General features: G+C 69.7%; 15 protein-coding genes and 3 pseudogenes. 10 read left to right on the top strand and 8 right to left on the bottom strand.

Going from position 1 to position 20,066, the window contains the following annotated elements:
• Nucleotides 1-14 precede the first annotated feature (14 nt).
• The 5 genes from STBA_RS01120 to STBA_RS01100 all read left to right on the top strand — a co-directional run bounded on the left by STBA_RS01120 (nt 15) and on the right by STBA_RS01100 (nt 5,149).
• Nucleotides 15-212: a ferredoxin gene (locus STBA_RS01120; RefSeq protein ID WP_077057446.1), complete on the top strand. Its 198-nt coding sequence runs from the start codon at nt 15-17 to the stop codon at nt 210-212.
• Nucleotides 213-283: 71 nt separating this feature from the next.
• Nucleotides 284-1,867, top strand: a complete 1,584-nt coding sequence (locus STBA_RS01115) for an ABC transporter substrate-binding protein (protein WP_077057445.1) — start codon at nt 284-286, stop codon at nt 1,865-1,867.
• Nucleotides 1,864-2,817, top strand: coding sequence for an ABC transporter permease (locus tag STBA_RS01110; RefSeq protein ID WP_077057444.1), 954 nt, complete (start codon nt 1,864-1,866; stop codon nt 2,815-2,817). Before STBA_RS01115 ends, STBA_RS01110 begins: the two co-directional genes overlap by 4 nt.
• On the top strand, nt 2,814-3,665 hold the full coding sequence (locus STBA_RS01105) for an ABC transporter permease (protein ID WP_077057443.1): 852 nt from the start codon (nt 2,814-2,816) through the stop codon (nt 3,663-3,665). Before STBA_RS01110 ends, STBA_RS01105 begins: the two co-directional genes overlap by 4 nt.
• A complete protein-coding gene (locus STBA_RS01100; RefSeq protein WP_077057442.1) occupies nt 3,662-5,149 on the top strand; it encodes an ATP-binding cassette domain-containing protein in 1,488 nt (495 codons plus the stop codon). Before STBA_RS01105 ends, STBA_RS01100 begins: the two co-directional genes overlap by 4 nt.
• Nucleotides 5,150-5,165: 16 nt before the next feature.
• Here STBA_RS01100 and STBA_RS01095 read toward each other — a convergent pair whose 3' ends face one another.
• On the bottom strand, nt 5,166-6,554 hold the full coding sequence (locus STBA_RS01095; RefSeq protein WP_079251626.1) for a salicylate synthase: 1,389 nt from the start codon (nt 6,552-6,554) through the stop codon (nt 5,166-5,168).
• A gap of 47 nt (nt 6,555-6,601) precedes the next feature.
• On the opposite strand from STBA_RS01095, the gene STBA_RS01090 reads away from it, so the two are divergent.
• The 3 genes and pseudogenes from STBA_RS01090 to STBA_RS38530 form a co-directional block, all read left to right on the top strand.
• Nucleotides 6,602-7,879, top strand: a complete 1,278-nt coding sequence (locus STBA_RS01090) for a GTP-binding protein (protein ID WP_079251625.1) — start codon at nt 6,602-6,604, stop codon at nt 7,877-7,879.
• A 368-nt stretch (nt 7,880-8,247) separates the two neighbouring features.
• Nucleotides 8,248-10,659, top strand: coding sequence for a choice-of-anchor M domain-containing protein (locus STBA_RS01085; RefSeq protein WP_079251624.1), 2,412 nt, complete (start codon nt 8,248-8,250; stop codon nt 10,657-10,659).
• Between the two features lie 182 nt (nt 10,660-10,841).
• A pseudogene (locus STBA_RS38530) lies at nt 10,842-11,163 on the top strand (GNAT family N-acetyltransferase); the annotation flags it as partial.
• Nucleotides 11,164-11,469: 306 nt separating this feature from the next.
• Here STBA_RS38530 and STBA_RS36980 read toward each other — a convergent pair.
• The 5 genes and pseudogenes from STBA_RS36980 to STBA_RS39205 form a co-directional block, all read right to left on the bottom strand.
• On the bottom strand, nt 11,470-11,826 hold the full coding sequence (locus STBA_RS36980) for a hypothetical protein (protein ID WP_143659394.1): 357 nt from the start codon (nt 11,824-11,826) through the stop codon (nt 11,470-11,472).
• 23 nt (nt 11,827-11,849) lie between these two features.
• On the bottom strand, nt 11,850-12,563 hold the full coding sequence (locus STBA_RS01080) for an IS5/IS1182 family transposase (protein WP_077057440.1): 714 nt from the start codon (nt 12,561-12,563) through the stop codon (nt 11,850-11,852).
• A gap of 734 nt (nt 12,564-13,297) precedes the next feature.
• Nucleotides 13,298-13,774, bottom strand: coding sequence for a hypothetical protein (locus STBA_RS01070; protein WP_366510717.1), 477 nt, complete (start codon nt 13,772-13,774; stop codon nt 13,298-13,300).
• A 130-nt stretch (nt 13,775-13,904) separates the two neighbouring features.
• Nucleotides 13,905-14,420: pseudogene (locus tag STBA_RS39210) on the bottom strand (transposase); the annotation flags it as partial.
• A gap of 78 nt (nt 14,421-14,498) precedes the next feature.
• A pseudogene (locus tag STBA_RS39205) lies at nt 14,499-14,696 on the bottom strand (MFS transporter); the annotation flags it as partial.
• Between the two features lie 153 nt (nt 14,697-14,849).
• Between STBA_RS39205 and STBA_RS01055 the strand changes: the two are divergent.
• Nucleotides 14,850-15,497 (top strand): TetR/AcrR family transcriptional regulator, encoded by a 648-nt coding sequence (locus STBA_RS01055; protein WP_077057437.1) that lies wholly within the window; start codon nt 14,850-14,852, stop codon nt 15,495-15,497.
• Nucleotides 15,498-15,649: 152 nt separating this feature from the next.
• Here STBA_RS01055 and STBA_RS38520 read toward each other — a convergent pair whose 3' ends face one another.
• Nucleotides 15,650-16,117, bottom strand: coding sequence for an SDR family oxidoreductase (locus STBA_RS38520; RefSeq protein WP_077057436.1), 468 nt, complete (start codon nt 16,115-16,117; stop codon nt 15,650-15,652).
• Between the two features lie 250 nt (nt 16,118-16,367).
• On the opposite strand from STBA_RS38520, the gene STBA_RS01045 reads away from it, so the two are divergent.
• A complete protein-coding gene (locus STBA_RS01045; RefSeq protein ID WP_077057435.1) occupies nt 16,368-18,338 on the top strand; it encodes a tetratricopeptide repeat protein in 1,971 nt (656 codons plus the stop codon).
• On the opposite strand, the gene STBA_RS01040 is transcribed toward STBA_RS01045, so the two are convergent.
• Nucleotides 18,335-19,726: a translation initiation factor 2 gene (locus tag STBA_RS01040; RefSeq protein WP_366510715.1), complete on the bottom strand. Its 1,392-nt coding sequence runs from the start codon at nt 19,724-19,726 to the stop codon at nt 18,335-18,337. The two genes, STBA_RS01045 and STBA_RS01040, sit on opposite strands and share 4 nt — an antisense overlap.
• Nucleotides 19,727-20,066 lie beyond the last annotated feature (340 nt).

Genomic DNA, 20,066 nt, shown 5'->3' with positions numbered 1-20,066 from the left:
GAGGTGAGGAGACCGTGCGCATCGAGGTGCGACCCGACGTCTGCGTGGGCGCCGGGCAGTGCGTGCTCGCTGCCGACCGTTTTTTCGACCAGGGGGAGAACGACGGGCTCGTCGTCCTCCTGCACGCCGAGCCGAGCCCGGCGGAGACAGCCGAAGTGCTGCGCGCCGTCGACGGCTGTCCGGCCGGCGCGATCACCCTGCGGGACATCTGAGCGCGCGCACCGTGCGGCGCTCTTCGCCGACGCCCTTCGCGGGCGCCGGCACGAGTGTAAGGAGAACACCCATGGAGCCTCTGGCGAGACGCACCCTGCTGCGTTCCGGCCTGCTGGCGACGATGACCGCCGTCGCCGGGCCCGCCCTGCTGACCGGATGCGGCTCGGGAGAGGAGACCTCTGCTCCTTCGAACGGAACCCCCCGGCGCGGCGGCACGCTGCGCGCGGCTTTCACCGGCGCCGGTGCCGGTGAGACGCTCAACCACTTCATCGGCGGAACAGCCATGGACATGGTCAGGGCGCGCGCGTTGCACGCCACCCTGGGCGACCTCGACCCGTCGGCGCCGGACGGCGTGCGGTACGGAGTGCTGGAAACCATCGAAGTCGACGACGAACTGCGCGCCTACACGCTACGCCTGCGCCACGGCCTCACCTTCAGCGACGGCTCGGCACTGACGGCGCGTGACGTGCTGTGGTCGCTGCATTCCCCTGCAGAGGACCCGGCGTCGCTGCCGGTCTACAAGAACCCGGCAAGTACCTTCGACTTCGCCGGCGCCCGGGTGGAGGACGACCACACGCTGGTCCTGCCCACACTGGCACCGGTCGCCGACGGGAGGCTGGTGCTCTGCCAGGGCAACTACCTGGTGGTGAAGGAGAACAGCGACTTCTCACCGGAGGCCGCCACCTCGGGCCCGTTCCGGCTGGAGGAGTTCGCGCCCGGCGAGGGCTGCCTGCTGACCCGCAACGAAGAGTTCGCCCACCCCGAACTCGACGAGGCGCCCTACCTGAACGGGTTGGAGCTGCGCTCTTTGCCCGACAGCGAGGCGCGCGCGGCGGCTCTCACCGGTGGGCAGGTGGACTTCGCCCATGACCTGTCCCCGATCACCGCCAGGACCCTGCGCGGGGACGAGCGCTTCACGGTGACCAGCACCACCCCGCCCTACGTCTCCGGCCTCTTCTTCCGCATGAATCTGGCCCACGAGCCGTTCCAGGACAACCGGGTGCGCACGGCCTTCAAGCTCGCGGCCGACCGCGAGGCCATGGTCGAATCGGTTTTCTTCGGCGACGCCACCGTTGGCAACGACCTCCTGTCACCGGGCTTTCCTGACTACGCGGACGAGATCGAGCAGCGCGCCTACGACCCGGACCGGGCCAGGCAGCTGCTGCGTGAGGCGGGGGCCGAGGGGATGAGCGTCACCCTCACCACCGGCCCGGAGACCCCGGGAATGGTGGAGGTCGCCACGTTGTACGTGGAGAACCTGGTCGCGGTCGGCGTGGACGCCACGCTGGAGGAACTCCCGGCGGGACAACTCTTCGCTGACTACCCCGCCTATACCGGGCTCCCGCTGGCGGCCAGCTTCTCCGTTCCCACCCCGGCACTGCCCCTCTACCAGATGTCCTATGGGGGGCAGAATCCCGCGGCGCTGGGCTGGGACCGGCCGGATGTGGACGAGTTGGTCGCCACGGCCCGCGGTACCTCGGGGGAGGAGTCGGCCCAGGCAGGGCTCGCGGCGCAGCGCGCGCTGTGGGAGGAAGGCAACACCATCGCCCCCGTCTTCAAGCCGTTCACCACCGCGCAGGTGCCCGGCGTCTCCGGCGTTGCCGACGATCTGTTCGAGCAGTTCCCCGGCTTCAGCCGGGCCACCCTGACGTGAGCTGGGGCCCCTTCCTCCTGCGGCGCCTGGCCGTCGCGGTCCCGACACTGGGGGCCCTGTCGGCACTGGTCTTCGGGGCGACGGAGCTGCTCCCCGGTGATGCGGTCAGTGCCATCGCCGGCCCGAGCGCCACCGAGGCCGAACGCGATGCCGTCCGCGACCGGCTGGGGCTCGACCGTGACCCCGTGACGCGGTACCTGGAATGGGCAGGCGGCGCGTTGCGCGGGGACCTGGGAACGGCCTATACAGGCGGGCGGGCGGTGACCGAGCTGATCGGGTCCCGCCTGCCCAACAGCCTCCTGTTGGCTGGGCTGGCCCTTCTGGTGACGGTCCCGGTGTCGGTCACCCTCGGCCTGCTGGCCGGGGCCCGAGCCGGTCGGCGTAGCGACCGCGTGGTCTCGACCGGGGTCCTGTTGGTCGCGGGGCTGCCGGAGTTTGTGCTGGCCACCGTGTTGTTGTGGCTGATGGCCGCCGAGGCGGACCTGCTTCCCCAGGTGTCCCTGGTGCCCCTGGGCGGCACTCCGCTGGGCACACCGGAGATCCTTGTCCTGCCCGTGCTGACGCTCGCGGCCTCGGGCATCGCCGTGGGTACCCGGCTCGTCCGTTCCGCCGGCGCCGAGGTGGCGGCCTCGCCCTGGGTGGAGGCTGCCCGCCTACGCGGTATCGCCGGGACGCGTCTGGCGGTGCGCCATGTGCTGCCCGGCGCGCTGGCGCCCGCTACCCAGGCGTTCGGCCTGGTGAGTGGTGCCCTGGTCGGCGGTGCGATCGTGGTGGAGACCGTCTTCGGCTATCCCGGCATCGGGCTGGAACTCCAACAGGCCGTAGCCCATCGGGATGTCCCACTGGTCCAGGGCATCGCCCTCGTCCTGTGCGCGATCACCCTCGCGACCGTGCTTCTGGCCGATATCGCGGCCAGGGCGCTGGACCCACGGCGCGGGAGCGCACGGTGAGGCCCGCGTTTTCCGAGGGGCGTTCGCGCGACACGTCCGGACTTCTCACCTGGTGCTGTGCGGGCGTCTGCCTGCTGGTGCTCGCGGTCGCGTTCCTCGGCCCGCTGCTGGCCACCGGCTCCCCCACCGAGCAGGTCGGACCGCCATTCGCTGCCCCCGGCCCCGGCCATCCGCTCGGCACCGACTTTCTGGGTCGCGATGTCGCGACCCGGCTCCTGCACGGTGGCTGGGTGGTGCTGGCGCTCTCCGTCGGCGCCACGGCGCTGGCCACGCTGCTGGGGGCGGGGGCTGGGGTCTGGCTGGGCCTCACGGCGGAGCGCGGCGGGGAGATGGTGATGCGCGGGGTGGACCTGCTCGCGGTGTTCCCCTCGTTGCTGCTCCTGATGCTGCTGGCCACGGGGGCGCCCGACAACGATGCGGCGGTGCTGCTGGCGGTCGGACTCGCCTCTACGCCGTTCTCCCTGCGCGTGGTCAGGGCCGCCACGCGTCAGGTGGCCGGCACGGGGTACGTGCTGACCGCGCGGGCGCGGGGCGACAGTTGGCCGGCCGTGGTCCGGTATGACGTACTGCCCAACATCGCGGGCACGGTGCTGGCCGATGCGGGCATTCGGTTCGTTGCTGCCGTGCACCTCACCGCCACGGCCGGGTTCCTCGGCCTGGGCCGAGGGGCGCCGAACGCGAACTGGGGGCGCATGATCCGCGAAAACCTCGCCGGCACCGCGCTCAATCCACTGCCCGTCCTGCTGCCCGCCGCGCTGTTGGCCGCCTTCGCGGTCGCGGTGAACCTGCTCGCCGACCGTGTGGCCGGACGTATGAGGCACTTTGACTCTGCGAGGAGCGACTCGTGAAACCGACCACCGGATCGACGGTGCTGGCCGAGGTCCGTGGGCTTGTCGTCGAGCGTGGCGTCGGCGAGCGACCGGTCCTGGACGGGGTCGACCTGACGTTGCGCACCGGCGAGGTGCTGGCTCTGGTGGGGCGTTCCGGCTCGGGAAAGACGACCCTCGCGCTGAGCCTGCTGGGGCGGGTGCGCGAGGGGCTCACCCTGCGCTCGGGGAGCGTGCGGGTCGCCGGGTTCGACCCTTTCACCCCCGCGGGACGGTCGCGGGTGCGCGGCCGACTGGTGGGTTTCCTGGGCCAGGACCCGGCGTCCGCGCTCAACCCGGCGCGGCGGCTGGGCAGCACTTTGCGTGAGGCCGCCGCTCTGGTCGTGCCCTCGGGTCGGCGTGTGCCGGACCGGGCCGAGCGGGAGCGTCGGATACGGGCTGCCCTGAACGAGGTGGAACTGCCGACGGACCCCGCCTTCCTCCGGCGTTATCCCCACCAGGTCTCGGGTGGCCAGGCACAGCGCCTCGCCCTGGCGGTCGCCACTATCGGCGACCCGCGGCTGCTGGTCCTGGACGAGCCGACCAGCGGACTCGATCCGGGCCTCGCCGAGGACCTGACGGCACGCCTGAGCGAGCGTCACCGCCAGGCCGGCGGAGCGATGCTGTTGGTCAGCCATGACAGGCAGCTGATCGAGGCGCTCGCGGACCGGGTCCTCCGGACCGAAGAGGGACGGCTCGAACCGCGGCGCCGCTCCGACACCATGCCCCGGCCGACCCCACGGCTGGCAAGCCCGCCCGAACCGGCTGGGCCTCCCCTGTTGGAACTCGACGGCCTGCGGGCCACGCACGGCCGCCGCGTCGCCGTCGAGGGGGTCTCCCTGACCGTCCGGGCCGGCGGTTGCACGGCTCTGGTCGGGCCGTCTGGCGCGGGTAAGAGTACGGTCGCCCGCTGCCTGCTCGGACTGCACCCTTCCTGGTCCGGTGAACTCCGCTTGGCGGGCGCCCCGGTCCCGGCGGACTTCCGCCGGCGCACCCGGGCCCAGCGCCGAGCGCTCCAACTGGTGGCCCAGGACTCGGTGGCGGCGCTCAACCCGCGTGAGTCGGTGCGCAGGGCGCTGTTGCGCCCGCTGGCCGAGGGCGGGAACGGCGTCCTCGAAGAGGAAGCGGTGCGGTTGCTGGAACGGGTCGGGCTGTCGCCGGTGTTGTTGGGGCGGCTGCCCCACGAGCTGTCCGGCGGGGAACGGCAACGCGTCAGCCTGGCGCGGGCTCTGGCAGCCAGCCCTCGGGTGCTGGTCTGCGACGAGGTGACCTCCGCCCTGGACACGGAGACCCGCGACTCTGTGCTGGAACTGCTGACGGAGCTGCGGCACACGGCGGGGCTGGGCATGGTACTGATCACCCACGACCCGGAGGTCCGCGCTGCGGCCGACCGGGTGGTGACGCTGACGGAGGGACGGGTGATCACGGGAGAGCAAGCCGCTACGACGGGCGGAGGCCCCCGCTGAGACCGTCGTACCCGGGTCAGCGGCCAGGGTGCTCCGGCGAGGACTGGGGCATGAGATGGCGGCCTACACTGCGCAACTTCTCGCGAGTTTCCTCCAGTTCACGTTCGGGGTCGGACTGGGCGACCACGCCGGCGCCCGCGCGCAGCCAGGTCTGCCCGTCGCGTCGGTAGACGCTGCGCAGCACGAGCGCCGCGTCGAGCGCCCCCTCGCCGTCCGCGGCGATCACCGCCCCGCTGTACAGGCCCCGTTCGGTCGGTTCGACCTCGTCTATCCAGTCGCAGGCCCGCCGCTTGGGGATGCCGGACGCGGTGACGGCGGGAAAGAGTGCGGCCAGTGCGTCCCAGCGCGTCTTCCCCCCGGCGAGGCGGCCGGTCAGGTGGGAGGCGAGATGCTGTACGCTGCCCCGGTCGCTGACCGACATGAAGTCGTCGATCCGGACCGAGCCAGGTGAACATGCGTGCGCCAGCTCCTCCGCGGCGGTCCGCACCGAGACGGCGTGCTCGTACACCTCCTTGGCGTCCCGGTACAGCTCGGCACGCCGAGCCAGATCGGCGGTCCGGTCCCCGTTCAACGCCCTTGTACCGGCGAGAGGTTGGGCGTGCACGGTGCCGTCGGCCGTAACCTGCGTGACAATCTCGGGGCTGAAACCGGCCGCCTCCCAGCCACCCGAGCGCAGCAGGAAAGAACGTGCGGGGTCGTTCGCCCGGCGTCCGACCAGATAGCTGGCGGGGAGATCCACGGCCTCCCATACGGGCACCCGCCGGGAGACGATGACCTTTTCCAGAAGTCCGGCCTGGATGTCGTCGATCGCGGCGGCGACCGCCTTGCGGTAGTCGTCCGCCCCGTACTGGTCCAAATCCGCGGCCACCCGCTCGTCATGGTGCGCGGGCATGACGGTCGAGGCGGCCGTCAGCTGGTCCACCAAGGCGTCCAGGGCACGGCTGGACTCGGCCCGGAGCCGCACGACGCCGCCCTCCAGGAACCGGGCCTCCCGGCGCGGCAGCGCCAGCCGAAGGACGGGGCCGGTCACGGGCCGTGTGTCGTGGAGGAGCCAGCTCAACTCATACGTGGCCCAGCCGTAGGCCGGCAGCCCCATCGCGTCGAGCACCCGGCCGACCGCGGCCAACGGGGCAATGCCGTCCGTTACCTGGACGCGCTCGCCCGCGACGGTGACCGAGGGGCCACCGGGGCCGATCTCCGCGACTCCGGCCTCTCCCTCGACCCAGGTCACGCCGCCTCCGTGCTCGTAGAGCAGATAGGGCTCCAGTGACGCGGCGGACAGGGCCACGGCCGTGGTCAACGGGTCGGTGGCAAGGGAGACCTCGCGTTCGACATAAGTCGGAAAGAGGTCGCCGACGGTCGCGGTCGGGCGCTGCTCGGGCAGGGGGAGGGCGTCGCGAGTCATGGCGGTACTATACGCAAACGGCAATCATTTTCAATAAGGGGTTCACGATGCACCAACCCGGCCCGGTCGGCGGTCCCGGCACCGCGGAAGCGACAACCGCTCGCGCGGGAGCGGACTCCCGGCTTCCCGTGACCGTGCTCTCCGGTTTCCTCGGCGCCGGCAAGACCACCCTGCTCAATAATGTGCTCGGCAACCGCGAGGGACTGCGGGTCGCGGTGATCGTCAATGACATGAGCGAGATCAACATTGACGCCGCCCTGGTCCGCGACGGAGGGTCGCTCTCCCGCACCGAGGAGCGGCTGGTGGAGATGACCAACGGGTGCATCTGCTGCACGCTGCGGGACGATCTGCTGGAGGAGGTGGAACGGCTGGCGCGAACCGGCCGTTTCGACTACCTGCTGATCGAGTCGAGCGGGATCTCCGAGCCCATGCCTGTTGCCGCCACCTTCTCCTTCCCTCGCGACGACGGGGCGACGCTCGGTGACCTGGCCCGCCTGGACACCATGGTCACCGTGGTGGACGCCGCGAACTTCCTGATCGAACTGGGGCGCGGCGACGCCCTGGTCGAGCGCGGACTCGACCAGTACGAGGAGGACGAGCGAACCGTCAGCGACCTGCTCGCCGACCAGGTCGAGTTCGCGGACGTCCTCTTGCTCAACAAGGTCGACCTTGTCCCGGCGGACGAGGCCGACCGCTTGGAGGCGGCCCTGCGCCGACTCAACCCTGCGGCCCGGGTCCTGCGTGCCTCCCATGGGCGCATCCCGGTCGGCGAGATCCTCGGCACCGGTGCCTTCGACCTCGCGCGGGCCCAGGAGGCGCCCGGGTGGCTGGCGGAGCTGAACGGTGACCATGTGCCGGAGACCGAAGAGTACGGGATCTCCAGTCTCCTCTTCCGCGCGGATCGTCCCTTCCATCCTGGTCGACTGTGGCGGTTCGTCACCGAACAGATGGACGGTGGCGCGTTCGGCGTGATCCTCCGCTCCAAGGGGTTCTTTTGGCTGGCGTCTCGGCCCACGCTGATCGGGCTGTGGTCGCAGGCGGGCTCGGTGGCGCGGTTCGAGCCGTCGGGCGTCCGCGCCGCACCCGCCGCTGGCGGCCTCTCCGATGGTCAGGAACTCGTCTTCATCGGGACCGAGTTGGCTCAGGAAGAGCTGCGTACGGCGTTGGCGACCTGCCTGTTGGACGAGGGTGAGTGGCGCTCGGGCCCCGAGGCCTGGGCCCGGCTGGTCGACCCCTTCCCGGCATGGGACGCGCCGCCCGCGCGCCACCAGCACTTCCATGCGCACGATCTCTCCCTCGGCGGACGGCGGGAGAACCACCTGTGAAGGTGAACGAACGGCAACGTCGGCGGATATCGCGGCCGTGCTTGGCGCTGTCGATGGCGGCGTCCTCTCCGAGGGGCGCGTCGTCCGTTCCCCAGAACGTGCCGCGCTGGCTCAACAGCGTTGGCGAACTGGAGGAGCGCACGCTCCGTGAACACGACCACCGGGCCTGAGGCCTGGCCGCGAATGACAGGGCCGCTTCGGATCTTGTCCCTGGGAGCCGCTGCCCATACCATCAGTTGGTAAGCGTAATCGTTTTCATTTAGGGGTCTCTCTTTCGGGTGGCGGCGCCCCCGCCCCCTGTGTGCCTTGAGGCTCCGATCCCACTGTCCTGCCCGCACTCCTGAGGGCAGGACAGAAAGGAGCGCCTGTTGATATCCGGGCTCATGCGTCGTGCTGTGGCATGTCTGGCGACCGTGACGGTCGTTTCCACAGTGATCACTTTGCAGAGCGCGCCGGCGCTGGCGGCCGACGGGTCGGCCCCTGAACCGCAGGAGTATCGAGTTCTGCAGGATCTTCATGCGGATGCGGTCGCGACATTCATGGACGATTCGACCCTAAGCCTTGGCAGCAAGGCAGATGTGCCCGAGGGCATGGGGACGCGATTCGCGGCAGACGAGGTGTGGTTCCACATCGACGATGACTCGGCGGCGACGGTCCCCGAGGGCTTCGAGTTCATCGCACCGGAAGGGGCCCCCGTCTGGCTGGCGCCGGAAGCGAACCCCGGAGCCGGCCAGTTGTGGCCCGGTTTCTCCACAGAGTCGGTACCGGCCGGCGCTCTTGACGACGACCGGACCACGTTCACCCTCAAGGAGGTCGACGGGCCCGGTGACGTGGAGCTGTTCACCACGGACGGGCCCGGTTCCGTCGACCGGCTGTGGTCCTCGGATGAGGATTACGCTTCGTTCGAGATCGGGCGGGCTCACAAGCACGCGAACTGGGCATTCACCCAGGCCGGTACTTACCACCTCACAGTCGAGGCCGAGGCGTTGCGCTCCGGTGATCCCGTCAGCGCGACTGCCACGTACACGTTCGTCGTCGGCGATCTCCCCGAGACCGTTGCCACCAGCTCCACCCTGACTTCGTCGGCGACGCGGCTCACGCTCGGAGAGAGCGTCGATCTGGCGGCGTCGGTGAGTCCGGCATCGGTCAGCGGCTTCCTGGAGTTCCGTGCCGGTGATGCCGTGCTCGGCCACGAGCTGGTGGTTGACGGTAAGGCCACGATGACCACCGACGCACTCGGCCTCGGCAGCCAGTCCGTGACCACGCGTTTCGTGCCCGAGGTGGCGAACCTGGCCGAGCCGTCGACATCGGCCCCGGTCACCATCGACGTGACCGAGCCGGGCGGCGAGCCGTTCCGCATCGACGGGGTGGCGGCGTCCTACCGGCCCGGTGACGAACTGGTGGCCGACGCCGTGGGTGTCACCGCCGAGGAGGATCAGAGCTTCCGCTGGGTCATCCGCGGAGTCGGCTCGACCTCCAGCGGCTACGTCGCCGGTTCGGGGCCGCGGCTTGTCCGAGCCCTGTCCGCCTCGGATGACGGATATGAGATCAAGGCGCAGCTGCTCACCGGCAGAACCGTCGAAGCAGAGACTGCGTGGGCGCCGATCGCGGTCGAGCCGGACGGCGACGTGCCAGTGCTCACCCGTGCGGACGAGGGGCCGATTTACGCCGGGGACTCGTTCGAGCTGGCCATCTCGGGCCGAGGCGCTGCCGAGGGCGAGACGCTGGAACTGGTCAAACGATGGGACAGCCCGTGGTTCGATGCGGCGGACGGCCAGAGCACGGTGTCCTTCCCCGAACCCGACCGTGTAGTCGTGACCTCCGCAATCGCGATGGAGGGCGAGTACGCCATCCGCGTGGTCAGGGACGGCATCGCCGTTGCGCAGTCGCGCCCGGTGCCAGTCGAGATCAACGAGCGCGAGGTGTTGTTCGAAGGACTTCAGTCGCTCTACCGAGAGGGCACCACGCTGCAGATCAACGCCTCGGTCTACCCCGAGCTGGAGGGTGCCACCTACTCCTGGCGGATGCCCTACGAGACGGTACTCGAGGAAGGCACCGGCCCCGAGGCCCTGTCGTTCGAAAAGACGATGACGATGGCCGACGACGGCCAGTCGCTGTACTTTGTCATCACCAAGGGGAATGTCACCATCCGCGAAGCCGTACAGCTCCGGGTGACCGACGCTCCAGCCGACGAGCAGATCCTTGCTTTCGCCAACCTTGCCGACCACTACCACCAGGGCAACTCCGTTGAATTCTCACTGATCGCCGACCCGCCGATCAGTGAGGGGGACACGGTCGACTGGGAGTGGAGGTGGCCCGATGCCGAGAGGTGGAGTGCGTTCCCCGATGCCTCCGGACTCGATCACTCGCTGGTCGCCGAGCAGGCGCTGGACGGTGTCGAGGTGCGAGCGACCCTGACCTTCGGCAACGGCGCTGCGGACCCGATCACGGCCGACCCGGTGACCATCCACGTCGACGACCACGGCGCCCCGCCCCGCCAGACGGTTATCGTGGCAGGAGAGACGGCGTACGCCGCGGGTGACACCGCTACGCTAACCGCCGAGGTCGAGAACGGGACCGTGCTGACGGCCTACCAGTGGTTCGAGAAGGCGCCGGATGCCGCGGAGGCCGTCCCGATTCCCGGAGCGACCGGCCCGGAGTACATGTTCACGTCTGCTGCCGAGCAGGACGGGCACGAGTTCAGCGCCGCTGTGGTCACACCAAACGGAGAAATCGCCTATGGGCCTTCCACCCCTGTGACCCTCACGGTGACTCCGTAGCCATGTTGGTCGGGTAACCGGGCTCCGGTGGGGAGGGGCGGCGCGGCAGCGATGCGCCGCCCCTCGGAGGGACGTAGGCCGTCGGCCAGGTGCCCGTGGCGCGTGTCCCTTTCCGACTCCCCTTTCCCGAACGGAACGGGCCAATTCCCCTGCATCCGGCTCGCCAGTGATCACGTCCGTGGACGGACATGCCGGTGGCGGTGGGCGGCATCGACTACCGGGCTGCGGAGGGCGCTGGGACGCTCTGGCAATTGGCTGTTCATATCGCCTTGCCCTCCTGTGGAATCGGCACGCTGCTCATTGGCGTGGCTGAACAGCGGATCAAGGACCGCGGGCCTGCGTTGTACGGAGCTGGGCGTAGAAGAGGACAACGTGCGGGCCCGGGCGCTGTATGAGCGGCTGGGCTGCCTTGCCTTCGATCGTCGGCCCGAGACATGGGGTGTGCTGGCTGCGGGCGGCTCGGTGCGCGGTTACGAGACTGTGTGCACCCGGATGCGCAGGGAAACTTTGTCAGCGGGGACTCTGCTGCGGATCAGGCATCGGGCTGTGAAGGCCATCCGGTTTGCCTGGTCGGGCCGGTCGCCGTCGTCTTCTTCGTCCAGGCGGCGGCAGTGCCTCTGCGGGTGCTGGTCTGCATGAAACTGGCGCGGGCTTTCCTCACACATGTCACCACCGATCGGCCGCGGGTGTCAGTAGGGGGAGTGCTGGCCGGAGGTGGCGGGGGGCGCGTCCTCGGGGCCAGCGTTCACCTCCTCAAGGGAGCGAGGGCATCGAATCTGATGGGGTATCGATAGGTCTGGCGTATTCTCCTCAATCGAGGGCAATGTCGCGATAGCGGAGCCGATATCCTTCGCCGCCATAAATGGAGTCATAAGTGAATTCCATCGCAAAGCGACTGGCGATAAAGTTCCAGAAATCCGCCCTTGCGTCTATCGAATCCTCAACGGACAGCAGGAATCGGGAGTCGCTGGGAGGGAGAACCCAGGTGCCACCGTAGTTCGTCTCTATCGAGCCCACGCTTGCCCGAGTCTCGGTGTGAATTCTTTCCACTACTTCCCGCCCCAAGTGCCCTGCGTGAATACCATCTATCCACACCTTCGATCGGGTGACGAATGCGGGGCCTAAGGGCTGTCCCATAATGATCAACTGACTCGACACGGTCAGCATCGGGGATGCCCACCTGGGCCGGTCTATCCGGCGAGCGCAAGGTTGTGCAGGTGGGCTATGCCAAGTATGGCGTGATGAACGCCGTCTCCCTTCAAGCGGCAGTCACGGAGGATCTTCCAGCTCTTCGTGCGGGCGAAGGTGTGCTCGACGCGGGCACGGACCTTGCGATGTGAGCGGTTGTGCTCCTCTTTCCAGGCCGGGAGTTCGGCCTGGCCGGGTTCGCGGCGATGCGGGATCACCAGGCCAGTGCCGCGGTAGCCGCCGTCAGCGATCACCGTGGTATTACCGACGATGGCCTTCGCTCCGGACAGCTCCCATGCCCTGCAGTCGTTGCGGTTGCCAGGCAGAGGCCGGCCAACTGCGACGACCAGCCGTGTATCTGCGTCGATGAGGACCTGGTGGTTGGTGGAGTACCGGTAGTTCTTCGACTGCTCGGCCATCGCATAGTCACGCGTGGGAACCAAGGTGCCGTCCACGATAAGCACGGTGCCCTTGCGGAACCGTCGGCGCGACCGCAGCGCGAGCAGCGGTGCGAGGCGGTTGATGATGCGGTCGGCCGCAGACTTCGAGATTCCAAACAACTGCGCGAGCTGGCGCAGTGTCAAGTTCGTGCGCCAGTATGCCGCGTCCGCTCCCTCACGGCGCAGGGCGGTCACCAGCTTGCCGAAGCAGCGCGGGCTCAGCCCAGTGAACGGGCCTATCCAGGACGGCTGCGACGCCGTGATCACACCAGCCACGCATTGATCATTTCACCGCAGCTTGAGCTCCTCATCCAGCTTCCCGTCCGCCGCCCAGACGGCGCCGCCACCAGAGGTCGGAACGCCACTGCAGACAAGTGGCAAACGGATCCGGCAGCGTGCGCTGAACGTACCTGGTATCCAGGACACGCACTCGGCGTTCAAGCTCGGCGCGGGGCCTGCGAGGCAACTGCCGCAGGACGTCCTCAAGCACGTCGCGAGCGTGCCGCACGTCGTCGAAGGAACAGCCGCGGCACGAACACTCCGCATCCTGCGGATAAAGGGGCCGTCGTCCCGGTGGTTGCAGAAACGCTCGATACCGCCGCAGCGCACGGTCGGTGGCGCCAGGGTAGACGTAGTAGTCGCCCGAGAGTCTCTCTACCCGATCTATCGCGACACTGGTTCGGGCAGAGAGGCTGTGAATCCGGTCCGGAGGCAAGCTCCACGCGACACGGAGAGACTGTTCAGCGCGCAGCGCGCCGGGCCGCTTACGCGGCATCGGCCTTTCGGTACATGGACATGAACATCATCATGCCAGCAGCTACCGTCGCTGAGAACCAGGAAGCCCATTCCAGCATCGGCCCATCGCCTCAGGACTCAACCCCGCAGGCTGTCCGGGGCCGAGTAGCGGGACAGCCCTTACCAAGCGCCACCAGAAGTCGCCATCGCCGCTTGACATTTTCATTGGGAAGTCATTTATGGTCGAGCGTCGAATGGCGCCTCTTGCGTGGATGTCAGTCCCACGCGTTGAAGAGGACTCCGCCCAACGTGGTGATGTTGAAAAAGCGGACCGCACGCCACTCGCCCTGTGTGAGCACTGAGGTGTCCACGTCGGAGAGTGGTGTGGCGAGTCGTTCGCTGCTCAGGACCGTGAAGCCCGCGTTGGTGAAGGCGTGAGCCCACGACGGCGGCGAGAGGAAGTCCTCTCCGTACCAGTCCCGCCGTGTCTTGGCGAAGGCGACCCAGGGGTGGTGAGCGTGACACAGGACAGTGTTCTCGCCTTCGCGTCCGATGACCGTTGCGGTATGGAAGGTCCGGGGGTACACCCGTTCCTCCACCTCGCCTACTTCGCCTTCGGCGAGGCGGGCAGCGGTATACAGAGCGGCGCGGAACGCCCGCAGTTCAGTCTTCGGGAGCGGGCCGTCCTTCGGCCGGAAGAAGCCCGTCGCGCCTCGCGGCAGTGTGAAACCGGTGTTCCCCTCGCTGACCATGCCGCTCATTTTGCCTGGTGAGAGGCACATGGTCATAGGTCTTGAGCTGCCAGTTCATGCTACGCGTCGCGGTTTTGTGCCGACTTTGTGGTGGGCGGGCCGGGCGTACGCCTCGCCGGTGGCGAGGACTGCCCACGTCGTGGCGGGTGGCCGGGCGTCGGTTGTTCGAGCCCGGGGCGGCCTGCCTGGGCCGGGCCGGGACGGTTTCGGTGCACCGGCCCGGCGAGCCGGTCTTCGTGTGCAGGTTTCTGAACCCTCTGCGGACGCGGGCGGGGGTCAGTTTGTCCGGCGCGGTCGGCTTCTCCCAGGGCCTGCGGAGGTCGGCGGCCAGCGGGCGGGCGAGCCGGAGCTGGGCAAAGGCGGCGATCACCAGCCAGGTCCACCTGTCGGCCGCTTCCGAGCTGCGAAGCCGGGGCTTGGCCCAGCCGAGGGTCTGCTTGAACAGGCGAAACGTGTCCTCGATGTCGAAGCGGCGAAGGAAGGACTGCCAGCAACGGTCGACGTCCGCTTCGGTGGCGCCGGTGCGCGACCACCACAGCCAGACCGGCTTGTTGACCCCGCCGCTGGGCAGCTTCTCCGCGATCAGGCGGATGACGGTGCCCTCGACGATGGGCAGCGGCCTGTCGTGGTCGAGCCATGCGGCCTGGCGGTCAGCCGCTGTCTGGGCGAAGCCGCCCAGCAGGGAGGCCACTCCGAAGAGGAGGAGCCCGGCGATTACGGCACGCCGATGCCCGAAGAGGTCGGCGACGCGGCCTCCGAGAAGCAGCAGGCCGCCGAAGACCAGGGTGTAGGCGTTCACCACCCAGGAGAGATCGCCGGGTGCGAAGCCCAGATCCCGGCCGATCTCGGGCAGGGCCACATTGGCCACGCTGATGTCCTGTGCCACCCCCAGCTGGCACAGGCAGACCGGGGCCAGCGCCATTCCCGCCCGCGCCACGGTTCCACCGCAGCGCGGTGGGCTCCGCCTCCGCCTTGGCCATGCTGCCTCCCCGCTGCGTTCAGCGTTCGCCTAAGGTACGCCTACCTACGTGAATCGCGAGCAGCGCTGGTCCGCGGCGCGTGAAACGATGAGCCCATGACGCAGCGGCGACACCCCAGGCCAGGTCTCACTCCGGCCTCCGTTGTCGCCGCCGGGCGCCTGATCATCGAGCGTGACGGACTCGATGCCCTCTCCATGCGCACCGTCGCCGCCGAGTTGGGGACGGCGGCAGCCTCGCTCTATCGCCATGTCGACGGGCGCGAGGCGCTCCTGGTGGCGATCCTGGAGCAGGTCGCGGCGGGCCTGCCCGTTGCCGTGCCCGGCGAGAGCCCGGCGGCCCGGCTCCTCGCCCGCTTCGCGGGCGCCCACGACTACATGGCGGACCACATCTGGGTGCTGCATATCCTCATCCGAGGCGAACTCGTCGCCCACAACGCCTTTTTCTTCGCCGACGCTTGCGTCGCCGACTTCCTGGCGGCAGGGCTTGCCCCGACGGAGGCGATGTCCGCGTTCCGCTCCTGCTGGTACCTGATCCTGGGCGAGCTGCTGGCGGAACACCCCCTGCACCCGGTCCGCCACCCCACTCAACGCGCACGCCTGACCGAGAGGATCACTCCTGCCCAGTTCCCCGCACTGGCCCGCTACCGGGCCGAGGCCGGGGGCCGACCACCCCCGCCCGACCCCTCCCACCAGGCCCTGCGCGCCCTGCTGTCCGCCCTCCTCCCCGACGGCGACCGTCCCTGACTTGCGCACGCATTCCTCAGCCACGGACGTGGGTGCCCGAGGTCGATCGACGTACCCACCGGCCCGTCGACGTTCTCCTCGACCGTGAGGCCGTCACCCTCATCGACTGCTTGGCCGACCACCCCGGCGTGGAGGTGATCTGCCGCGACCGCTCAGGCACCCATGTCGACGGCGCCCGCACCGAAGCACCGGACACCGAGCCTCTCGGGAAGTCGCTGAGGCGATCTCGCCGTCGAGGGTGCCGTGGGGCTCGCCGACGTTCCTGATTCCTGTCCGTGGCAGCTGTCCTGTGGCATGCGGCAACGCGTGGCCATCGCTGGAGCCGTGGCCCACAGGCTGAGCATCCCCGCCGATGGACGAGTCGTTCGCTGCCGTGGACCCGCGGATTCGCGCTGACTGGGAGACTGCGCACATTGACACGGGCAGGCGTCAATCCGGAGCCCGTCAGATCTGGGCGGTCCGCCGTCGACGTACAGGTTGGGGCCGGTGATGTAGGCGCTGAGCGGGCTGGCCCGGAAGAACACCGCATCGGCGATCTCGTCCGGGTCACCCCTGGGGCCGAGGGGCACCGCGTCGCCAGCCACCTCCAGAACCGTGTCGGCCGAGGAGGAGCCCCCCACCGCGTGGACGAGGCCGGGGGTGCGGATGACGGCCTTGGCGGCTGCTTACAGTTCGAACGTCTCGCTTCCGCCGTCGACGGCCCCACGGACCCGATGGACACGATGAGGATGCCGGTGTTCAGCAGGGGCACGGTCTTATGGGCGTGGTCTGGTTCGTGGCGGTGGGTGCGCATAGGGTGAATCCGGCAGCGGACTGATCATCTGTTGCCGACGCCGCGTTGAGCCAACGTCACCTCCGGAGTCCGTGCCCATGCCCTTTCAGGTACCGCCCGAGCCGGTGTACTTCGCCGATCGACGGGAGGAGTTGGCCCGGGTCGCGAGCCTGGTCGAGGGCTGGCGGCTGTCCTCCCGGGCGCCCTGCGTGGAGCTTTTGGGTGTCGCCGGCGTGGGGAAGACGGAGCTGGCCTTCCGCATCGCCCGCGTGCTTCGGGACCGGTATCCGGATGGGGTGCTGTATGTCGACCTCGACGAGCTCCGCTGGGATGGGGCCGTGGACACGGTTGATGCGTTGGGGGAGTTGCTGCGCGGGCTGGATGTGTCGCCGGAGTGGCGGCAGTGGGAGTTCAGGGATCGCCGCGAGCAGTACTGGGCGCTGACGGAGGGCAAGCGGCTGCTGGTCATCGTGGACAATGCGCGCTCCGGGGCTGAGGTGGCGCCGCTGCTGCCCGGTTCAGGGACGAGTCTGCTCGTGGCGATCAGCCAGGGCCGTCTGTACGACTTGGACGGTGGCACGGACGTTCCGCTGTCCCCTCTGGAGGGGGAGGACGCCGCTGAGCTGCTGCGTCGCCTGGTGGTCGACGATCCCCGGTTCACCGCCGAGCCTGATGCCGTGGCGGGGATTGTCAGGCTCTGTTCCGGGCTGCCCGTGGCGGTGCATGTCGCCGGCCGCTGGGTACGGAAGTTCCCTCGCCGTCCCCTGTCCCGGCTGCTTGCCGACCTTGAGCGGGAGCTGGAGGAGAAGGGGGTGTCGAAGGTGGAGAACGTCTGGGACGCGGCCTACCAGGAGTTGAGCGTCAACGGGGCCTTGCTCTATCGGCTGCTTGCGGATGTCCCGGGGGCCACGTTCACCTCGGATGTGGCGACGGCCCTCCTCGGCCGGGGCTCGGAAGCCGCCGACGATGCGCTCGAGGAGCTGGAGGGGGCAGGGCTGCTGGACGGCAGGCAGCGGAGGATGCGGCTGCCGGAACTGTTGCGGGGGCATGCCCGACGTCGTGCCCGGCAGGACGGTGGCGAGCGGGAGCGCGACGACGCGCTGCGGCGAATCGTGCGGTGGTATCTGCGGCAGGCCCAGCGGGCCGATCTGCTGGCGGCGGGGACGCGTCTGACGCTGGCTCGCCCGGTCCCTGAGCTCCCCGGAACCCCGGACGTCCCCTTCGACGGGCCCGAGGACATGACGGTGAAGCGGCGGGCGTATGCGTGGCTGGTTGATGAACGGCACGCGTTGTACGCGTGCGTGCGGCTGGCTCATGCGCTGGGGTGGGATGCCGAGGCGTGGGCCCTGTGCGAGCCGCTGTGGACGCACTTCCTCGACCACCCCGACCACGTCGACGCCATCGAGGTGTTCCGGATCGGAGTGTCGGCCGCGCAACGGGAAGAGAATATTCAGGCCCTGGCCCGGATGCGCACCCAGCTGGCCCGCCCGCTGTGGGAGTTGCGACGCTACGAGGAGTCCTTGGGCGAGGTGGAGCAGGCGCTGAGCGCGGCGAGCGCCCTGGGCCCGGAGAAGGAGAACCGCAAAGTGGCGGCCTCAGCCCTTGAGGCCCGGGGCATGCTGCACGCGGCGCAGGGCCGGTGGGAGGCGGCGGCGGACGCGTACGAGCGGGCCCGCCGCGTGCACCAGGAGATTCCGAACGCGTATGGCATCATGCTCCAGACCTACCGGCTGGGCGAGGCCGTTGCCGCGCTCGGCGAGCCGGAGCGCGCCGCGGCCTATCTGAGGGAAGCGCACGACTCGGCCCGGGAGTTGAAGCGCACGCGCATGACCGCCCGCACCGGCTTCGCCCTGGGCGGGGTGCTGCGCACCCTGGGCAGGAGGGACGAGGCACGCGAGCTGTACGAGGCCGCCCTGGACAGCGCCCGGGACCGAAGGTCCAGCTTCGACGAGGCCAGGATCCTCGACGCGTTCGCCGGGCTGGCCGAGGAGAGCGGGCACGAGGCCGAGGCCACGACGCACCGGGAGGCGGCCCGCGCTTTGCGCGCGAGGAACGGCCGGCCCGCCTAGAGTTCGCGCGTGCCCTCGCCGGCGGTGGCCGGGGCGAGGCTCACGGCGAAACCTCGGCCGCCCGAGACGCAGGTCAGGACGGCGGGAAGGTCATCGTATCCGAGCAGCCATGCGTGGACAGCGCTGAGCACGGCGGCGGGATCGGCGTACAGGACGCGCCCGTTCTCCGTCCGTGGCTCGATGTGTACCGACACGGGCGTTCCGGAGCGCGTGCGGGCCACGCACTGCGTGGGTGACAGGATGACCGCCGCCGTTCGGCATCCGGGATAGTCGTCGAGAATGTGTGCCGTCCAGCCGTCGACGGTCCATACCGAACGGTGCGGGGCCGCCTCGGAGGGTGGGCGCGCTCGGCGGTAGAGCACTCCGGAGCTGCGGGCCTGTCGCTCCCCTGCCGTGCCGTGCTCGGCGGCGAGGTGGTGCACGGCCGAGGTGGTGGTGTGCGCGGGCAGCCGCTCCACGCGTACGGTGGAGCCGTCGATGCGGATATCGACGGCGAAGGCGGCGGGCGCGCGAGGCGTAGTCGGGGGCGGCAGCGGCCGGGGTTCGACGGGTGCGGGTGGTGGGGGGAGCTCGAGGAGTTCGTACAGTGCGGCGCGGAGTCGTTCCAGGGCGTTGCCCTGCTCGGCGAACGCCGACCGCGCGATCTCCCGCGCTGTTCCGGGGCGGTGTGCGGCGAGGGCCGTCTCCAGCGCGGAGGAGTCCAGGCGGGGACTGCACGCGAGGAGCCGCGCTATCGGGCTGCCGGGTATCAGCTCGTCGCCCCCGTCGTACGCGGCGATGATCGGACGGTCCAGCGCGGCGGCGTACAGGGCCGTCGAGCCGTGGTCGGTGACCACGGCGTCCGCGGCGACGAGTACGGCGGCCCACTCTTCGAACGGGGCCGCCAGCAGCATCCCCGCCTCCAACGCCGGGTTCAGGCACTCCACCAGATCGAGGGTGCCAAGGAGGGCCCATTCGTTGGGGTGCAGGATCAGCGCCAACTGAAAGGAGTCGTAAGGGAGGTGAGTGGCGAGATCCAATGGCAACGAGGGGTGCCGCCGCAGCAGCGACTCCGGTCCCCATGTGGACGTGAGGGCGATCAAGGCGCGCGCGCCGGTCCCCAGCGCCGCGCGGTAGCGATCGCGGTGCGAGACGGAAGCGAGAATTCGTTCCAAGGTGGGGTCACCGACGACGCTGGCGCGAGAGGCCGCGTGAGGATTGATCGAGGCCAGGCGAGTGATCTGGTCGGGGTGGGCGAGCGCGTGGAGAGAGGCCAAGGGGCGGTCGCCGGGCGCGAGGTAGGCGGTGTCAAGACCCGAGGCGGCGTGGGGAGTGCCCTCGTTGCTGATCGACTTGCCGAAGCCGGCCCCGTGCGGCAGCAGGACGCGAGGGCCGCGCAGGACTCCCAACTGTCCCTTCGGGCTCGCCGCGAGAACCAGGTCGTGCTCGCGCCGCCTGGCCTCGTCCCACGAGACGGTGCGCCCACCGGCCTTCTCGACGGCCGCGAACGCTTCCAGGCCGAAGTCGGAGCCGGGTACCAGGGTGAAGGCTCGCTCGACGCGGTCGTCCCCCGCGAAGACCGGAAGGACGTCCAGAAGTCGGTTCAGCGCGGTCGCGGACCGGGCGGCGAAGAGTATCGCCCGTCGCCCGTCGCCCGTCGCCCGTCGCCCGTCGCCCGTCGCCCGTCGCCCGTCGCCCGTCGCCCGTCGCCCGTCGCCCGTCGCCCGTCGCCCGTCGCCCGTCGCCCGT

Source organism: Streptomyces sp. MP131-18 (assembly GCF_001984575.1).
In the GTDB taxonomy this organism is placed as follows: Bacteria; Actinomycetota; Actinomycetes; order Streptomycetales; family Streptomycetaceae; genus Streptomyces; species Streptomyces johnsoniae.
Note: the sequence above shows the minus strand (reverse complement) of the source record. Positions and strands in the feature narration are given on the sequence as shown.

What these genes read in the sequence shown, in the direction of transcription:
- STBA_RS01115 (WP_077057445.1), top strand. Translation starts at nt 284, where the DNA reads ATGGAGCCTCTGGCGAGACGCACCCTGCTGCGTTCCGGCCTGCTGGCG.
- STBA_RS01095 (WP_079251626.1), bottom strand. Translation starts at nt 6,554, where the DNA reads ATGACTCGCGACGCCCTCCCCCTGCCCGAGCAGCGCCCGACCGCGACC.
- STBA_RS01090 (WP_079251625.1), top strand. Translation starts at nt 6,602, where the DNA reads ATGCACCAACCCGGCCCGGTCGGCGGTCCCGGCACCGCGGAAGCGACA.
- STBA_RS36980 (WP_143659394.1), bottom strand. Translation starts at nt 11,826, where the DNA reads ATGCTGACCGTGTCGAGTCAGTTGATCATTATGGGACAGCCCTTAGGC.
- STBA_RS01070 (WP_366510717.1), bottom strand. Translation starts at nt 13,774, where the DNA reads ATGGTCAGCGAGGGGAACACCGGTTTCACACTGCCGCGAGGCGCGACG.
- STBA_RS01055 (WP_077057437.1), top strand. Translation starts at nt 14,850, where the DNA reads ATGACGCAGCGGCGACACCCCAGGCCAGGTCTCACTCCGGCCTCCGTT.
- STBA_RS01045 (WP_077057435.1), top strand. Translation starts at nt 16,368, where the DNA reads ATGCCCTTTCAGGTACCGCCCGAGCCGGTGTACTTCGCCGATCGACGG.